Source organism: Streptomyces sp. NPDC001231 (assembly GCF_042896885.1).
GTDB lineage: Bacteria > Actinomycetota > Actinomycetes > Streptomycetales > Streptomycetaceae > Streptomyces.
Genome location: NZ_JBIAXS010000001.1, coordinates 173,195 through 190,078, shown reverse-complemented (window position 1 = coordinate 190,078; position 16,884 = coordinate 173,195). Strand labels below are relative to the sequence as shown.

Annotated in this window: 13 protein-coding genes; 9 read left to right on the top strand and 4 right to left on the bottom strand. The window is 71.8% G+C overall.

All coding sequences use genetic code 11. From position 1 onward, the window contains the following. Positions 1 to 161: 161 nt before the first annotated feature. The 3 genes from ppdK to ACFY3J_RS00890 all read left to right on the top strand — a co-directional run bounded on the left by ppdK (position 162) and on the right by ACFY3J_RS00890 (position 4,957). Positions 162 to 2,909: a pyruvate, phosphate dikinase gene (gene ppdK / locus ACFY3J_RS00900; protein ID WP_384173401.1), complete on the top strand. Its 2,748-nt coding sequence runs from the start codon at positions 162 to 164 to the stop codon at positions 2,907 to 2,909. Positions 2,910 to 3,071: 162 nt separating this feature from the next. After that, positions 3,072 to 3,998, top strand: a complete 927-nt coding sequence (locus ACFY3J_RS00895; protein WP_390839703.1) for an oxidoreductase — start codon at positions 3,072 to 3,074, stop codon at positions 3,996 to 3,998. A gap of 176 nt (positions 3,999 to 4,174) precedes the next feature. Further along, positions 4,175 to 4,957, top strand: coding sequence for a sulfite exporter TauE/SafE family protein (locus ACFY3J_RS00890; protein WP_384173459.1), 783 nt, complete (start codon positions 4,175 to 4,177; stop codon positions 4,955 to 4,957). A gap of 94 nt (positions 4,958 to 5,051) precedes the next feature. Here ACFY3J_RS00890 and ACFY3J_RS00885 read toward each other — a convergent pair whose 3' ends face one another. Both ACFY3J_RS00885 and ACFY3J_RS00880 read right to left on the bottom strand, forming a co-directional pair. Beyond that, on the bottom strand, positions 5,052 to 5,669 hold the full coding sequence (locus tag ACFY3J_RS00885; RefSeq protein WP_384173462.1) for a class F sortase: 618 nt from the start codon (positions 5,667 to 5,669) through the stop codon (positions 5,052 to 5,054). Positions 5,670 to 5,841: 172 nt separating this feature from the next. Continuing rightward, positions 5,842 to 6,375 (bottom strand): hypothetical protein, encoded by a 534-nt coding sequence (locus ACFY3J_RS00880; RefSeq protein ID WP_390839701.1) that lies wholly within the window; start codon positions 6,373 to 6,375, stop codon positions 5,842 to 5,844. A gap of 446 nt (positions 6,376 to 6,821) precedes the next feature. Here ACFY3J_RS00880 and ACFY3J_RS00875 point away from each other — a divergent pair, with 446 nt between their 5' ends. Next, on the top strand, positions 6,822 to 7,226 hold the full coding sequence (locus ACFY3J_RS00875) for a nuclear transport factor 2 family protein (protein WP_384173468.1): 405 nt from the start codon (positions 6,822 to 6,824) through the stop codon (positions 7,224 to 7,226). A gap of 104 nt (positions 7,227 to 7,330) precedes the next feature. On the opposite strand, the gene ACFY3J_RS00870 is transcribed toward ACFY3J_RS00875, so the two are convergent. Continuing rightward, positions 7,331 to 8,974 carry a M4 family metallopeptidase gene (locus ACFY3J_RS00870; RefSeq protein ID WP_384173471.1) on the bottom strand — a complete coding sequence of 548 codons (1,644 nt, stop codon included), beginning with the start codon at positions 8,972 to 8,974 and terminating at the stop codon, positions 7,331 to 7,333. Between the two features lie 134 nt (positions 8,975 to 9,108). Here ACFY3J_RS00870 and ACFY3J_RS00865 point away from each other — a divergent pair, with 134 nt between their 5' ends. Beyond that, a complete protein-coding gene (locus ACFY3J_RS00865) occupies positions 9,109 to 9,570 on the top strand; it encodes a gamma-glutamylcyclotransferase family protein (protein ID WP_384173474.1) in 462 nt (153 codons plus the stop codon). 150 nt (positions 9,571 to 9,720) lie between these two features. Here the strand turns inward: ACFY3J_RS00865 and ACFY3J_RS00860 are convergent, their stop codons facing one another. Next, complete coding sequence (locus ACFY3J_RS00860) at positions 9,721 to 10,434, bottom strand: vancomycin high temperature exclusion protein (protein ID WP_384173477.1); 714 nt, start codon at positions 10,432 to 10,434, stop codon at positions 9,721 to 9,723. Positions 10,435 to 10,673: 239 nt separating this feature from the next. Between ACFY3J_RS00860 and ACFY3J_RS00855 the strand changes: the two genes are divergently transcribed. From ACFY3J_RS00855 to ACFY3J_RS00840, 4 genes are all read left to right on the top strand, one after another. After that, on the top strand, positions 10,674 to 12,059 hold the full coding sequence (locus ACFY3J_RS00855) for a deoxyguanosinetriphosphate triphosphohydrolase (RefSeq protein ID WP_384173480.1): 1,386 nt from the start codon (positions 10,674 to 10,676) through the stop codon (positions 12,057 to 12,059). A 194-nt stretch (positions 12,060 to 12,253) separates the two neighbouring features. Beyond that, positions 12,254 to 13,519, top strand: a complete 1,266-nt coding sequence (locus ACFY3J_RS00850; RefSeq protein WP_384173483.1) for an NAD(P)/FAD-dependent oxidoreductase — start codon at positions 12,254 to 12,256, stop codon at positions 13,517 to 13,519. 39 nt (positions 13,520 to 13,558) lie between these two features. Beyond that, entirely contained in the window at positions 13,559 to 15,469 is a 1,911-nt protein-coding gene (gene dnaG, locus ACFY3J_RS00845; RefSeq protein WP_384173486.1) for a DNA primase, read from the top strand. A gap of 166 nt (positions 15,470 to 15,635) precedes the next feature. After that, on the top strand, positions 15,636 to 16,841 hold the full coding sequence (locus tag ACFY3J_RS00840; RefSeq protein WP_384173489.1) for an RNA polymerase sigma factor: 1,206 nt from the start codon (positions 15,636 to 15,638) through the stop codon (positions 16,839 to 16,841). The last annotated feature ends 43 nt before the right edge of the window (positions 16,842 to 16,884 follow it).

Below are 16,884 nucleotides of genomic sequence, written 5' to 3'. Positions count from 1 at the left end.
AACATCTGCACCCGACGGCTTGCCAAGCCTTGACTTTCGATCCGCTGGCGGACGACTGGTTACGGGCGCATGACCCACAAGTGGACGTACCCATCGGCCTTCGATCTGGGTATGTTCCTCGCCGTCAGGGCAGCCACCGCGTCCTCGAGGAGTCGAGACCCGTGTCGGAAAACAAAGATCTCCAGGTAGCCGATCGCGGCAACAGTGTTGAGGGCGTGAAGTTCGTCTACGACTTCACCGAGGGCAACAAGGACCTCAAGGACCTCCTCGGTGGCAAGGGCGCGAACCTGGCCGAGATGACGAACCTGGGCCTTCCGGTCCCGCCGGGCTTCACGATCACCACCGAGGCCTGCAAGGTCTACCTCGACAGCGGCGAGGAGCCCGCGGCACTCCGTGACGAGGTGAGCGCGCACCTCGACGCGCTCGAGCAGAAGATGGGCAAGAAGCTCGGCCAGCCCGACGACCCCCTGCTGGTCTCCGTCCGCTCCGGCGCGAAGTTCTCCATGCCCGGCATGATGGACACCGTCCTGAACATCGGCCTGTCCGACAAGTCCGTCCAGGGCCTGGCCAAGCAGGCCGGCGACGACCGGTTCGCCTGGGACTCCTACCGTCGCCTCATCCAGATGTTCGGCAAGACCGTCCTCGGCGTCGACGGCGAGCTGTTCGAGGACGCCCTCGACAAGGCCAAGGAGACCAAGAAGGTCACCGTCGACACCGAGCTCGAGGCCGCCGACCTGAAGAAGCTGGTCACCACCTTCAAGAAGATCGTCAAGAAGGAGGCCGGCCGGGACTTCCCGCAGGACCCGCGCGAGCAGATGGACCTCGCCATCAAGGCGGTCTTCGACTCCTGGAACGGCGAGCGCGCCAAGCTCTACCGCCGTCAGGAGCGCATCCCGCACGACCTCGGCACGGCCGTCAACATCTGCTCGATGGTGTTCGGCAACCTCGGCCCCGACTCCGGCACCGGCGTCGCCTTCACCCGCGACCCCGCTTCCGGCCAGCAGGGCGTCTACGGCGACTACCTTCAGAACGCGCAGGGCGAGGACGTGGTCGCGGGCATCCGCAACACCGTCCCGCTGGCGGAGCTGGAGCGGATCGACGGCAAGTCGTACGACCGGCTGATGCAGATCATGGAGACGCTGGAGAACCACTACAAGGATCTCTGCGACATCGAGTTCACCATCGAGCGCGGCCAGCTGTGGATGCTGCAGACCCGCGTCGGCAAGCGGACCGCCGGCGCCGCGTTCCGCATCGCCACCCAGCTCGTCGACCAGGGCCTGATCGACGAGGCCGAGGCGCTGAAGCGGGTCACCGGGGCCCAGCTCGCGCAGCTGATGTTCCCGCGGTTCGACGAGCAGGCCAAGGTCGAGCAGGTCGCCCGCGGCATCGCCGCCTCCCCGGGCGCGGCGGTCGGCAAGGCGGTCTTCGACTCGTACACCGCCGTCAAGTGGTCCCGCTCGGGCGAGAAGGTCATCCTGGTCCGCCGGGAGACCAACCCCGACGACCTGGACGGCATGATCGCGGCCGAGGGCATCCTGACCTCCCGCGGCGGCAAGACCTCCCACGCGGCCGTGGTCGCCCGCGGCATGGGCAAGACGTGCGTCTGCGGCGCGGAGGACCTGGAGGTCGACACCAAGCGCCGCCGGATGACCGTCCCCGGCGGGCACGTCGTCGAGGAGGGCGACGTGATCTCCATCGACGGCTCCTCGGGCAAGGTGTACCTGGGCGAGGTCCCGGTCGTCCCGTCCCCGGTCGTCGAGTACTTCGAGGGCCGGATGCACCCGGGCGCCGACGACGCGGACGAACTCGTCGAGGCCGTCCACCGGATGATGGCCTTCGCCGACCGCAAGCGCCGCCTGCGGGTGCGCGCCAACGCCGACAACGCCGAGGACGCGCTGCGCGCCCGCCGCTTCGGCGCCCAGGGCATCGGCCTGTGCCGCACCGAGCACATGTTCCTCGGCGACCGCCGTGAGCTGGTGGAGCGACTGATCCTGGCGGACACCCAGGCCGAGCGCGAGGAGTCCCTCAAGCAGCTCCTCCCGCTGCAGAAGCGGGACTTCGTGGAGCTGTTCGAGGCCATGGACGGCCTGCCGGTCACGGTCCGCCTGCTCGACCCGCCGCTGCACGAGTTCCTGCCCGACATCACCGAGCTGTCGGTGCGCGTGGCCCTCGCCGAGTCCCGTCAGGAGCCGCACGAGAACGAGCTGCGCCTGCTCCAGGCCGTGCACCGCCTGCACGAGCAGAACCCGATGCTCGGACTGCGCGGCGTACGCCTCGGACTGGTCGTCCCCGGCCTGTTCACCATGCAGGTCCGCGCCATCGCCGAGGCGGCCGCCGAGCGCAGGGCCGCCAAGGGCGACCCGCGCGCCGAGATCATGATCCCGCTGGTCGGCACCGTCCAGGAGCTGGAGATCGTCCGCGAGGAGGCCGACCAGGTCATCGCCGAGGTCGAGGCGGCGACCGGCACGCAGCTCAAGCTGGCGATCGGCACGATGATCGAGCTGCCGCGCGCCGCGCTGACCGCGGGCCAGATCGCCGAGGCGGCGGAGTTCTTCTCCTTCGGCACGAACGACCTGACCCAGACGGTGTGGGGCTTCAGCCGCGACGACGTCGAGGCGTCGTTCTTCACCGCCTACCTGGAGAAGGGCATCTTCGGGGTGTCGCCCTTCGAGACCATCGACAAGGACGGCGTCGGCTCCCTGGTGAAGTCCGCCGTCGAGGCCGGCCGGGCCACCCGTCCGGACCTCAAGCTCGGCGTCTGCGGCGAGCACGGCGGCGACCCCGAGTCCGTCCACTTCTTCCACGAGGTGGGCCTGGACTACGTCTCCTGCTCCCCCTTCCGGATCCCGGTGGCACGTCTGGAGGCCGGCCGGGCCTCGGTCGAGGCGGAGGGCAGCGACCACCGGTAAAGACCCCGGAGTCCTCGTCGTGGTCCCCGACCCTCATTACCGATTGCGACGAGGACTCCGGTTCACGAAAGAAGCAGGGGCGGCATCCCGTGCGGGGATGCCGCCCCTCTCCTACGTTGGATCTCAGGTGTCCGCCGCCCCTCCGTCACCAGGGAGCCGTCCATGCCCGGCTGGAACACGCACGACATACCCGACCAGAGCGGCCGTACGGCCGTCGTCACCGGGGCCAACAGCGGGCTCGGGCTCGTCACCGCGCGGGAACTGGCGCGCAAGGGTGCCCGGGTGGTGCTGGCGTGCCGGAGCGAGGCGCGGGGGAGTGCGGCTGCCGATCGGGTGACGCGTGAAGTGCCGGACGCGGAGGTCGAGTTCGCGTTGCTGGATCTCGGGGACCTCGCTTCCGTACGGGAGTTCGCGGACGCGTACCCGTACGAGCGGCTCGATCTGCTCGTCGACAACGCCGGGGTGATGGCGCCGCCGTACGGGACGACGGCGGACGGGTTCGAGACCCAGTTCGGGGTCAACCACCTGGGGCACTTCGCCCTCACCGGGCTGCTGCTGCCCAGGCTGCTCGACACGCCGGGCGCCCGCGTCGTGACCGTCTCCAGCATGATGCACGCGCTGGCCAACGTCGATCTGCACGACCTCAACAGCGAGCGTCGCTACCGGCGTTGGATCGCCTACGCCCGTTCCAAGACCGCGAACCTGCTCTTCACGCACGAGCTGGCGCGCAGGCTCGCGGCCACCGGGTCCGACGTGGTCGCGGCCGCCGCCCACCCCGGCTACGCCGCCACCAACCTTCAGACCGCGGGACCCCGGGCGGAGGGCCGCCGGACGGCCGAACGGCTCATGGAGGCCGGCAACCGGGTCCTCGCCCAGCCGGCCGAGGCGGGCGCCCTGCCCACGCTGTACGCGGCCACCGCCCCCGGAGTGCGCCCCGACTCCTTCCACGGCCCGTCCTTCGCCATGTGGCGCGGCGCCCCGGCCCCGTCCTGGCGGGCGCCCTGGACCCTCGACGACAGGGGCGGCCGGCTGCTCTGGGAGACGTCCGAGCGGCTCACCGGGGTGTCGTACGACGCCCTGAAGGACTGAGGCGTCCTGAGGGACTGAGACGCTCCGAGGGGTCGAGGCGTCCTGAGGGACTGAGACGCTCCGAGGAGTCGAGGCGTCCTGGAGGACTGAGCCGGCCGCACCTCACATGACCCTCGGACCTCAAAAGACCCTCAGATACGTGGACCGCGCACGGATCCCTGCCTAGGGTCGCGATCATGCCCGACATATCGCTGACCGTGGTCGTCCTCCTGTGCCTCGCCGCGTTCGCGGCCGGGTGGATCGACGCCGTGGTCGGCGGGGGCGGGCTCCTGCTGCTGCCCGCGCTGCTGCTGGGACTGCCCGGCGGCACCTCGGCCGCGGCCGCGCTCGGCACCAACAAGGCGGTCGCCATCGTCGGCACCACCGGCGCGGCCGTGACCTACGTCCGCCGGGCGCCCGTGGACGTCCGCACCGCCGTCCGCATCGGGCTGGCCGCGCTCGCCGGGTCCTCCGCCGGCGCGTTCTTCGCGGCAGGGATGAGCACCGAGGTGCTCAAGCCGGTGATCATGGTGGTGCTGCTCGGGGTGGGAACCTTCGTGATCCTGCGTCCCTCGTTCGGCACCGCCCCGGCGCCCGGGCCGGCCACCCGCCGCCGGATCCTCGCGGCGATCGGCCTCGCGGGCCTCGGCATCGGCTTCTACGACGGCCTCATCGGCCCCGGCACCGGCACGTTCCTCGTCCTGGCGCTGACCGCCGTACTCCACCTGGACCTGGTGACCGCCTCCGCCACCGCCAAGATCGTCAACTGCTGCACCAACGCGGGCGCCCTGGCCACCTTCGCCTGGCAGGGCGCGATCCTGTGGCAACTGGCGGCCGTCCTGGCGGTGTTCAACCTGGCGGGCGGCGCCCTGGGCGCGCACACCGCGCTGAAGAAGGGCAGCGGCTTCGTCCGGATCGTGCTGCTGACGGTGGTGTTCGCGCTGGTGGCGAACATGGCCTACCAGCAGTGGGTGGCCTAGTGCCGCGGCAGGCAACGTTCGCCCGTAAAGGGCCGGGCGACGCGACGGGGCAAGCGTTGCCCGTCGGGGCACTGGCCGGCGCATGGCGCCGGGCTCAGCGGCTGCCGGTCAGGTGGGCGAAGACGACCACGTTGCCCTGGTAGCCGGTGGTTCTCGAGTAGCCGCCGCCGCAGGTGATGACGCGCAGTTCCGGGCGCTTGGCGGCGCCGTAGACCTTCTCGTCGGGGAAGTCCTTGGCCTCGTAGACCTCGATGGCGTCCACGGTGAAGACGGCGACCCCGCCGTCGCGGCGGTCCACCTCGATGGTGCTGCCCTTCTTCAGGGCGCCGAGGGTGTAGAAGACGGCCGGCCCCTGGGCGTTGTCGACATGGCCGGCGACGATCGCGGTGCCCCGCTCGCCGGGGGTGGTGCCGGCCTCGTACCAGCCGGCCAGGTTCTTGTTGTCGGCGGGAGGGGCGTTGAGGCTGCCGGACTTCGTCAGACCGAGGCCGGTCAGGGGGGCGTCGATCCGGATGGAGGGGATGCGTATGCGCAGGGGCGGGGACGGCGGCAGCGCGGGGGCGGCGCGGGCTTCCTCACCGGGGTCGAGCATGCCCTCCGCCGCACCGGGCTGGGGCGGGGCGTGCGTCTCGGCGCCGCTGTGCAGCAACCAGGCGCCGGAGCAGAAGGCGACCACGGTGACGGTCGCTATCGCGGCGTTACCTATGTGCATACGGACGACCCCTCTCGGAACCCCGCGGGATTCCTTCCGGCCCCCCTTTCGGCCCCTCTGGGACCCCTCCCGGACTCGGTGCCCCGCACCCCCCTCCGGGCCGCGAGGGGCGTCGCACCCGGAAGGGGGCGGGGACATGCGGTACCGGCGGACGGACAGCGGAGGGTGTCCGTCAGATCCCGTCGCCTCTCGCCCGGCGATGCAGGAGCCAGGTACCGCCCGCGGCGGCGACGGCGAGAGCCGCCACACCGGCCGCGGTCTTCACGGGGTCGCGGTCCTGTGCGCCGCCGACCCCTGTCTTCATGCTTCCCCGGGGTTCCACCTGTTCCTGCGCGGCCATCAGCGTCACGACCAGGTCGCCCCTCACCTCCTGGTCGCCCTCGGCGCACTGCGCGACGATCTCGTACGTCCCCGGCTGCGCGCTCTCCGGAACGCGGAACCGCCCGACCGCCTCGCCCGCGCGCGCGCTGGGCGCCAGCGTGAAGGGACCCGCGCCGACCGCGCTGGCGTCACCCGCCGCGGAGGCCTTCTTGCCGCACCCCGTGGTGTTCACCGTGACCTGACCGCCCGGCTGGACCGAGTACGGATTCACCTCCAGGCTGCCGCCGGCCGCAGCGTACGCGGGCGCGGTCAGACCGCCCACGGCGGCCACGGTGAGCACGGCCCCGGCCATGGCCCTGGCCGGCCGGCGGGCGATACGTCGCATCGGTGCTCCTCCGGACTCTGCGGTGGGGCCACGGCCCGCGACACCCGCGTGTGCCGCCGTCGGCCGTGCCCCTGTCCTGACGAGGTAAGTGGCCCGGCGCCGCTCCCGCTTGCTGAAGGTCTGTCAGAAATGCGACGAACGGGTGGCCGGACCACCCGCCCCGGACCGTCCCACGGTCGGCATCTCCGCAGGTCAGGGCCGACTTACTGAGGGCACGTCGGAGACCACCCGGAAGGGCGCGGGGCGTGAGGGTGAACGGGTGCCGCCCAAGGGCGTCGTGACCCCCTGACTCCCAGCGCCACGGGCAGGGTCCCCGAGTCGCCGCGTCGGGCGGTCTACGCTGCCACCGTTGCCCATGACGTTCGACGGCCGAGCGCCCCGGGAGTAAGCCTCGAAGCGTCTCCGGGTACCCGGTCGCTCCGGCCGCCCGAGGAAGGGACGATGCGATGGATCCTGATATCCGGACCAGGGCCGCGATCGAGGAACACTGGCGGGCGTCGGAACGTGGGGACACCGAAGCCGAGCACGCCATCTACGCCGCGGACGCGATCCTCGACTACCCCCAGTCAGGTGAACGATTCCGGGGCCGCGCGACGATCTCGGCGCAACGTGGCGGGCACCCCGCGAGTCGGCACTTCACCGTCCACCGGATCTCCGGCAGCGGGGCTCTGTGGGTGAGCGAGTGTGTCATCACCTACGACGGGGTGCCCACCTACTCGGTGAGCATCATGGAGTTCGCCCACGGACAGGTCGCGCACGAGACGCAGTACTTCGCGGACGCCTTCGGCGCACCCGACTGGCGGACGGCACTCGCGGAGCCGATGCCGGGCAGGAACATCACCAGGGCCTGACCGACTCCGGACAGGCCCTGACGCCCGTCCGCCTGGGGGGCACCCGGCTGCGGCCGCCCCGGCCCGGAAGGCGAGGGCGGCCGTAACGGTTGGGGACGGGGCGGTCAGTTCACGTTGGTCGCGGTCCAGGCCGCTGCCACCGCGTTGTACTCGGCGCTGCCGGCGCCGTAGAGGTCCTTGGCGGCGTTCAGGGTCGCCGTCCTCGCGCCCGCGTACTTCGTGGAGGACGTCATGTAGACCGTCAGGGCCCGGTACCAGATCTTGCCGAGCTTGTCGCGGCCGATGCCCGTCACCGTGGAGTTGTCGCAGGTGGGGGAGTCGTAGGCGACGCCGTTGACGGTCCGGGTGCCGCTGCCCTCGGCGAGCAGGTAGGCGAAGTGGTTGGCGACGCCGGAGGAGTAGTGGACGTCGAGGTTGCCCACCGAACTGCTCCAGCAGTCGGCCGAACTGCCGTCCTTGGAGGGCTTGTCCATGTAGCGCAGGGCCGACTTGCCGAAGCCGGAGCGGACGATCTTCTCGCCGATCAGGTAGTCCCCGGGGTCCGAGGGGTTGTCGGCGTACCACTCCACCAGCGTGCCCAGGATGTCGGAGGTGGCCTCGTTCAGACCGCCGGACTCGCCCGAGTACGTCAGTGCCGCCGTCTTCGACGTCACGCCGTGGCTCATCTCGTGGCCGGCCACGTCGAGGGCGACCAGCGGGCCGAACGTGGTGCCGTCACCGTCGCCGTACGTCATGCAGAAGCAACTGTCGTCCCAGAAGGCGTTGTTGTAGTTGCTGCCGTAGTGGACGCGGTTGTACGAGCCCTTGCCGTCGCCCGCGATGCCGCTGCGGCCGTGGACGTTCTTGTAGTAGTCCCAGGTCTCGTTGGTGCCGTACTGCGCGTCGACCGCCGCCGTCGCGCGGTCCGCGGTCGTGCCCGTGCCCCAGTGGTTGTCGGCGTCCGTGAACAGCGTGGCGGGGGCGCGCTGGAAGCAGATGCCGAAGAAGCACAGGTCGGTCTTGTTCTCCGCGTCGCCCGTGTACGTGTTGCCCCGCGTCGGGTCCTTGAGCTGGTACGTCGAGCCCGAGAGCGTGGTCTCCAGGGACACCGTTCCGCTGTAGAGCGACTGGCCGTCGCCCGTCGCCGTCTCGATGCTGTCCCAGGCGTCGATCTGCGCGCCCGTGCGGGCGTCGGTCAGCACCGTACGGGCCACCGGGTTGCCGAGCGTGTCCAGCCCGACCGCGTTGGTGCGCCAGGCCAGGCGTGGGGCGCCGTGCAGGGCGTCGACGATCAACTCCGGCTTGGCCTTGACCTGTTGCAGCTTCGTGCTCAGGTTCTCCGCGCGCAGCGCGTTCACCGCGAGGTCGGCCGCCTTCGGGGCGGAGAGCCGGGGCGTGGTGCTCGCGAGGGAAACCGTGCCCTTCGAGGCCCGGTTGGCGCCGCGGTAGCTTCCGTCCGCAGCCAGATGAACGATGAAGTCACCGCCCAGTACGGGAAGTTGGTGGTATGTGCGGTCGTAGCGGACGTGCTGCGCGCCGTTCTTGTCGACGATCACGTCCCGTACGGTGGTGGCCTCGACGGAGGTGAGGCCCAGGGCCGTGGAGTGGTTCACGAGCGCCGACGCGGCGTTGTGGATCGCGGCGGCCCGGTCGGGTCTGCCCTCCGCGTGCGCGGCGGGGGAGAGGGCGGCGGCCAGCAGGGTGGCGGTGGTGGCGGCCACGCCTGCCGTGGCAAGGCGGGAAGCTCGGATGTGCCGTGTCCGACTCATCGGTCTCCTTGAGCGCGGGCGCCCCGGGGGGCGCTTGGGGGTTGCGCTGGCGTTGCCCAGAGATTTAAGTGCTCATGACATGTCATGTCCATAGCGTCCACAGGATGGGTGTGCAGGGGGAGAGAATCGTTTCCGTGACGACTTCGACTGCTCCGACGCCGCCGCCCGCAGCGCTTCCGTTCTTCGTCTACGGCACCCTGCGCCCCGGCGAGGGCAACCACGGCCTGTTCCTGCGCGGCCGCACCCACTCCGAGGAGCCCGCCCGGCTGTCCGGCGTGGTGCTCTACGACGGACCCGGCTATCCCTACGCCGTGGAGGAGCCCGGCGGGCTGGTGCGGGGCGACCTCGTGGCTGCCCGGCCGGACGAGTACGGCGAGGTGCTCACCGCACTGGACCGGCTGGAGGGATACGTGGCCGGCGACCCGCGCAGCCTCTACGAGCGCATCGAGCGCGAGGTGGTCCGCGAGACCGACGGCGCGACCGTACGCGCCTGGGTCTACGTCGCCGGACCGTCCGTCACCCGGCAACTGCGCACCGAGGGCGCGCGCATCGAGGGCGGGGACTGGCGAACGCGGCACGCGCGGCACCGGGTCTGACGGGCGGCGACGCGGCCGGGGGCCGAGTCGGCGACCTTCCGGCCGCGAAGACCGCCTGCCGTGGGCAGGAGCACGGCGTGCGGGAAGTCCGTCTCGGCGCCGGCCGGCACGCGCTCGGTCCTGCCGCGTCCGCCCGCCCTGCCGCGGGCCCTACCCGGCGTCGGCCAGGGCCCTGGCCACCCCGTGCTCCGTGCGGCCCAGGAACTTCGGGTCCGGCTGAAACACCGCTTCCAGGGCCGCCTTGCCGGCCGCGAACACCTCGCGGGTGCCGCCGTAGTACCAGGTGACGTCGTGCTTGGCGTCGACGCCGACACCGTAGGAGTCGATGCCCGCCGCGTCGCACAGGGCGACCGCGCGCCGGACGTGGAACCCCTGGGTGACCAGGACCGCCCGGTCGACGCCGAAGATCTTCTTCGCGCGGACGCAGGAGCTCCAGGTGTCGAAGCCGGCGTAGTCGCTCACGATCCGGATACCGGGCACGCCCCGCCTGGTCAGATAGGCGCGCATCGCGTCCGGCTCGTCGTAGTCCTCGCGGCTGTTGTCGCCGGTCACCAGGAGCACCTTGACCCGGCCCTCGTGGTACAGCTTCGCCGCCGCGTCCAGCCGGTGCGCCAGGTACGGCGACGGTTCCCCGTCCCACAGGCCCGCGCCGAAGACCACGGCCACGTCGGTGCGCGGCGCGTCCGCCGTGGTGCGCAGCCGGTCGCCGGCCACGACGTACATCCAGGTCGCCGGGAGCAGGGCCAGCACGCACCCGGCCATCACCGCCCGCACCAGCAGCCGCCGCCCGGCACGGGTGCGCGGCAGGCGCGGACGTGTCCACGACGGTCGGCGCGGCATGTGCGGCGTATTTGTCAGGCGCATCGGTCAGTCCCCTCCCCAGACGGCCCCACGGCCCTCGATCAGCAAGGACGCGGCGCACGCCACCCCGGTTCACCCGCCCCTGCCCCATTCTCGTGAAGGCGGACACGGCGGACACGGCACGGAGTCCGGGCAGGGCCCCGCGCCCGCCACGGCCCGGCGGGGCGGGACACGCACACCGTCGCGGACCGGAGGCGGACGGTGACATCCCGATTGTCGGTACCTGCGCTTACTGTCGAATCATGGAAGGGACCGCATCCGAAGCAGCCCGGCCGCGCGAGCACGCCCCCCGGCCGCCCGAGAACCACGTGCCGCCCGCCGGCTACGAGGCACCGGCCGTCGAGCGCTGGGCCGCCGAGCCGGACAAGCGGCCGGGGCGTACCGCCTTCCAGCGCGACCGCGCGCGCGTACTGCACTCCGCGGCCCTCAGACGGCTGGCCGGCAAGACCCAGGTGGTCACGCCCGGCGAACGCCCCCAAGTCCTCGGCCTCGCTCGAACAGGGGGGACCCCCATCCATGCCTGGGACGCCAGCCCCCGCACCCGGCTCACCCACTCGCTCGAATGCGCCCAGGTCGGCCGTGAGCTGGGCGCCGCCCTCGGCTGCGACCCCGACCTGGTGGAGGCGGCCTGCCTCTCCCACGACCTGGGCCACCCGCCCTTCGGGCACAACGGCGAACAGGCGCTGAACGAGTTCGCGCGGGACTGCGGCGGTTTCGAGGGCAACGCCCAGTCCCTGCGCCTGCTCACCCGCATCGAACCCAAGCGGTTCGTCGTCGACGCCGCCACGGACGAACTCGTCAGCGTCGGTCTCAACCTCACCCGCGCCGCCCTCGACGCCGCCACCAAGTACCCCTGGCCGCGCGGCGCCCACCCCACCGACCCGGCCTCGCCCAAGTTCGGTGTCTACGAGGACGACAGGCCGGTCTTCGACTGGGTGCGCAAGGACGCGCCCGGCACCCGCACCTGCTTCGAGGCCCAGGTCATGGACTGGGCGGACGACGTGGCGTACTCGGTGCACGACGTGGAGGACGGGCTGCACGCCGGCCACATCGACCCGGGCTGCCTGCACGCCGAACCCGAGCGGCAGGAGGTGTTCGCGGTCGCCGTCGGCCGCTACGTCCCGGCCGGCACCGACCCCGAGGAACTCGCCGAGGCCCTCGACCGCCTCCTGGACCAGGAGTGGTGGCCGCACGGATACGACGGGTCGGCCGTCGCCCAGGCCCGGCTGAAGGACGCCACCAGCCAGCTCATCGGCCGCTTCTGCCTGGCCGCCGAGGGTGCCACCCGGCAGGCGTACGGCAGCGGCGGTCTCACGCGCTACGGCGCGGAGCTCGTCGTCCCCCGGACCACCCGAATGGAGTGCGCGGTCCTCAAGGCCGTCGCCGACCGGTATGTCATGCAGCGCGCCGAGCAGGAGCGGCTGCGCGCCGACCAGCGGATCGTGGTCGCCGAGCTGGCCGAGGCGCTGACCGCCCGCGCCCCCTACGGCCTCGACCCCCAGTTCCGCGCCCTGTTCGGCCAGGCCGCCGACGACCGTGCGCGCAAGCGCGTGCTCGTCGACCAGATCGCCTCCCTCACCGACGCCTCGGCCCTTTCGCTTCACGCGCGTCTGAGAGGGCACGCATGACTTCGAGGGAGCGCGCATGACATTGACAGCACGTTTACGGACACCCGTGGTACGGGTGGGACCCGAGTGAACCCAGTGGCCCCGACCGGGCCCCCAGGTGACCCTCCGTGGCCTGATCGGGCCACTCCCTCTTCCCGCACCACGCTCCGTGCGGGACGCTCCCATGTGGCGGCACCCTTACGAGGAGGCATCAAGTGGTCGACGCGGATCAGACATTCGTCATCGTCGGAGGAGGTCTGGCCGGCGCGAAGGCGGCCGAGACCCTGCGCGCGGAGGGCTTCAGCGGCCGCGTGATCCTCGTGTGCGACGAGCGCGACCACCCCTACGAGCGGCCGCCGCTGTCCAAGGGCTACCTGCTCGGCAAGGAGGAGCGCGACAGCGTCTTCGTGCACGAGCCCGCCTGGTACGCGCAGAACGACATCGAGCTGCACCTCGGCCAGACGGTCGTCGCGATCGACCGAGCCGCCAGGACCGTCCACTACGGGGACGACGGCACCCATGTGCGCTACGACAAGCTGCTGCTGGCCACCGGCGCCGAACCGCGCCGCCTGGACATCCCCGGCACCGACCTCGCCGGCGTCCACCACCTGCGCCGCCTCGCCCACGCCGAGCGCCTGAAGCACGTCCTGACCCACCTGGGCCGGAACAACGGCCACCTCGTGATCGCGGGCGGCGGCTGGATCGGCCTGGAGGTCGCGGCGGCGGCCCGCGAGTACGGCGCGGAGGTCACCGTCGTTCAGACGGCCGCCACCCCGCTGCACAGCGCGCTCGGCCCCGAGCTCGGCCAGCTCTTCGCCGATCTGCACCGCGAGCACGGCGTCCGCTTCCACTTCGGCGCTCGGCTCACCGAGATCGTCGGGCAGGACGGCATGGTGCTCGCCGTGCGGACCGACGACGGCGAGGAGCACCCCTGCCACGACGTACTCGCCGCGATCGGCGCCGCGCCGCGCGTCGCGCTGGCGGAGTCGGCGGGCCTGGAGCTGGCCGACCGCGCCCACGGCGGCGGCATCAAGGTGGACGAGCGGCTGCGCACGTCCGACCCGGACATCTACGCGGCCGGCGACGTGGCCTCCTTCCCGCACGGGCTGTTCGACACCCGGCTGCGGGTGGAGCACTGGGCCAACGCGCTGAACGGCGGTCCGGCCGCGGCCCGCGCGATGCTCGGCCAGGAGGTCCTCTACGACCGCGTGCCCTACTTCTTCACCGACCAGTACGACCTGGGCATGGAGTACAGCGGCTGGGCGCCCCCCGGCTCCTACGACGAGGTGGTGATCCGCGGGGACGCCGGAAAGCGCGAGTTCATCGCGTTCTGGGTGAAGGAGGGCCGCGTCCTGGCCGGGATGAACGTCAACGTGTGGGACGTCACGGACCCGATCCAGCACCTGATCCGTACCAGGGCGCGGGTGGACACGGAGGCGCTCGCGGACCCGCACGTGCCGCTGGAGAGCCTGACCCCGTAGCCGAGCGGGAGCCTCGCCGGACCACCGTAGACTTCTGGCGTGGCAGGACGGATCAACGACGAGGACGTGAAGGCGGTACGGGACGCGGTCCCGATCGACGCCGTGGTGTCCGAGTACCTCCAGCTGCGGAACGCGGGCGGGGGCAACCTCAAGGGCCTGTGCCCGTTCCACGACGAGAAGTCGCCGTCCTTCCAGGTCAGCCCGAGCAAGGGACTCTTCCACTGCTTCGGCTGCCAGGAGGGCGGCGACACCATCGCGTTCGTGATGAAGATCGACCACCTCTCCTTCTCGGAGACGGTCGAGCGGCTGGCCGCCCAGGCCGGCATCACCCTGCGCTACGAGGAGGGCGGGTACAACCCCGCCCACCAGCGCGGCGAGCGCATCCGCCTGGTGGAGGCGCACAAGCTGGCCGCCGACTGGTACGCCGAACAGCTCGCGAACTCCGCCGAGGCCGAGACCGGCCGGGTCTTCCTCGCCGAACGCGGCTTCGACCAGGGCGCCGCCGTCCACTTCGGCGTCGGCTACAGCCCCCAGGGCTGGGACCACCTCACGCGCTTTCTGCGCGGCAAGGGCTTCACCGACAAGGAGCTGATCCTCTCCGGCCTCGCCCAGGAGGGCCGCCGCGGCCCCATCGACCGCTTCCGGGGCCGGCTGATGTGGCCGATCCGCGACATCGGCGGCGACGTGGTGGGCTTCGGCGCGCGCAAGCTGTACGAGGCGGACAACGGACCGAAGTACCTCAACACCCCCGACACGGCGATCTACAAGAAGTCCCAGGTGCTGTACGGGATCGACCTGGCGAAGAAGGAGATCGCGAAGACCTCCCGCGCCGTGGTGGTCGAGGGCTACACCGACGTCATGGCCTGCCACCTGGCCGGCGTGCCCATCGCCATCGCCACCTGCGGCACGGCGTTCGGCGGCGACCACATCAAGATCCTGCGTCGGCTGCTGATGGACAACGGCTCGGCGCGTGTGATCTTCACCTTCGACGGCGACGCGGCGGGACAGAAGGCGGCCCTGCGGGCCTTCGAGGACGACCAGAAGTTCGCCGCCGAGACCTACATCGCCATCGCCCCGGACGGCATGGACCCCTGCGACCTGCGCCTGGCCAAGGGCGACGAGGCGGTCGCCGACCTGGTCGAACCGCGCACCCCGCTCTTCGAGTTCGCGCTGCGCCAGATCGTGGCCCGCTACGACCTCGACACCCCGGCCGGCCGCGCCGCCGCCCTGGACGAGGCCGCGCCGGTCGTCGCCCGGATCAAGAACAGCGGCGCCCAGCACGAGGTCGCGGTGCAGCTCGCCGGACTGCTCGGCATCCTCGACACCCAGTTCGTGGTCAAGCGGGTGGCCCAGCTGGCCCGCTGGGCACGCGAGCGCGGCGGCCGCGGCCCGGCGCCGGACCAGCGGCAGCGGGGCCAGCAGCAGGAGTACGCGCCGACGCGTCCCGCGTCCCGGGGCCCGGCGCTCAACCTGCGCAACCCGGTCTTCGCCACCGAGCGTGAACTGCTCAAACTCGCCCTGCAACGCCCGGAGCTGGTCTCACCGGCCTTCGACGCCTACGGCGTGGACGAGTTCACCGCCCCGCCCTACGCCGCCGTACGCCAGGCGGTCCTGGACGCGGGCGGCGCCGAGTACGGCGTGGGCGACCCGCAGGAGTACCTGGCCCGCGTCCGCGAGGCCGCCCCGGACGACACGGTCCGCGCGATGGTCACCGAGCTGGCGGTGGAGGCGATCCTGCTCCGCCGGGAGGTCGACGACGCCTACGCGGGTGCCCAGCTGGTGACGGTCCGCCGCCGTGCGGTCGAACGCCGCATCCGCGACCTCCAGAGCACGGTCGCCCGCCTCGGCACCGGCGGCGACCCCGCCCAACTGGCCTCCACTCAGAACGAGTTGTGGATCCTCCAGCAGTACGACCAGGCTCTGCGGGAGCGCGGCACGGCGGCGCTGTGAGCGCCGGCCCGAACGTCGGACGATCCGAGTAACCGGCCGGTCACGGACCGGACGCAAAAAGTCATCGCACGCCCCTCGTGGCGGCGATGTGTCGTACCCCACACTGGGTCCGGTTGCCTGAGTCCTCGGAGCGCTTCGCCCCCACGGGTCCCACACCTGAGCGGCTGTGCTCCTCGCGTACGGGACGGACGGTGGCGAGGCCGCCGACTCCGCCCGCCTAGTACCGCTGCCGCACACCTCAGCAGCGATCATCCTGGAGGTCGCCCCCGTGCAGACCCAGACCCTCACCCAGACCGACATCGCCACCGGCCCGGGCCTCACCGGACCGGACCCGGACATGGGGGAGGCCGACGTCGTCCCGGCCGTACCCCCGCAGGGCCGGGGCGCGCACCACCCCGAGGTGGAGCCGGAGGCCCCGTCCGAGGTTCCCGAGCCGGTTCCCGCCCGCACCGAGAGCGGCAGTCCCTCCTCCGACCTGTTCCGCCAGTACCTCCGGGAGATCGGCCGGATCCCGCTGCTCACCGCGGCCGAGGAGGTCGAACTGGCCCGGCGTGTGGAGGCCGGCCTGTTCGCGGAGGAGAAGCTGACCACCACCCCGGACCTGGACAGCCGGCTCGCTCTGGACCTGGACCGGATCGTCGTCCTCGGCCGGATGGCCAAGCGCCGGCTCATCGAGGCCAACCTGCGGCTCGTGGTGTCCGTGGCGAAGCGGTACGTCGGCCGGGGGCTCACCATGCTCGACCTCGTGCAGGAGGGCAACCTCGGGCTCATCCGGGCCGTGGAGAAGTTCGACTACGCCCGCGGCTACAAGTTCTCCACCTACGCCACCTGGTGGATCCGCCAGGCCATGTCCCGCGCCCTGGCCGACCAGGCCCGCACCATCCGCGTGCCCGTGCACGTCGTCGAACTCATCAACCGGGTCATACGGGTGCAGCGGCGGATGCTCCAGGAGCGGGGCTACGAGCCGGCCCCCGAGGAGGTCGCCGCCCACCTCGACCTGCCGCCCGAGCGGGTGAGCGAGGTCCTGCGGCTCGCCCAGGAGCCGGTCTCCCTGCACGCCCCGGTCGGCGAGGAGGACGAGGTCGCCCTCGGTGACCTGATCGAGGACGGCGACGCCGCCTCGCCCGTGGAGTCGGCGGCGTTCCTGCTGCTGCGCGAGCACCTGGAGGCCGTGCTGTCCACGCTGGGGGAGCGCGAGCGCAAGGTCGTGCAGCTGCGGTACGGGCTCGTCGACGGGCGCCCGCGCACGCTGGAGGAGATAGGGCGCCTCTTCGGCGTGACGCGGGAGCGGATCCGCCAGATCGAGTCCAAGACCCTCAACAAGCTGCGCGACCACGCCTTCGCCGACCAGCTCCGCGGCTACCTGGACTGACCTGGGGCTGCTCACCGCGGGCGAGCGGCCCCGGCAAAAAACA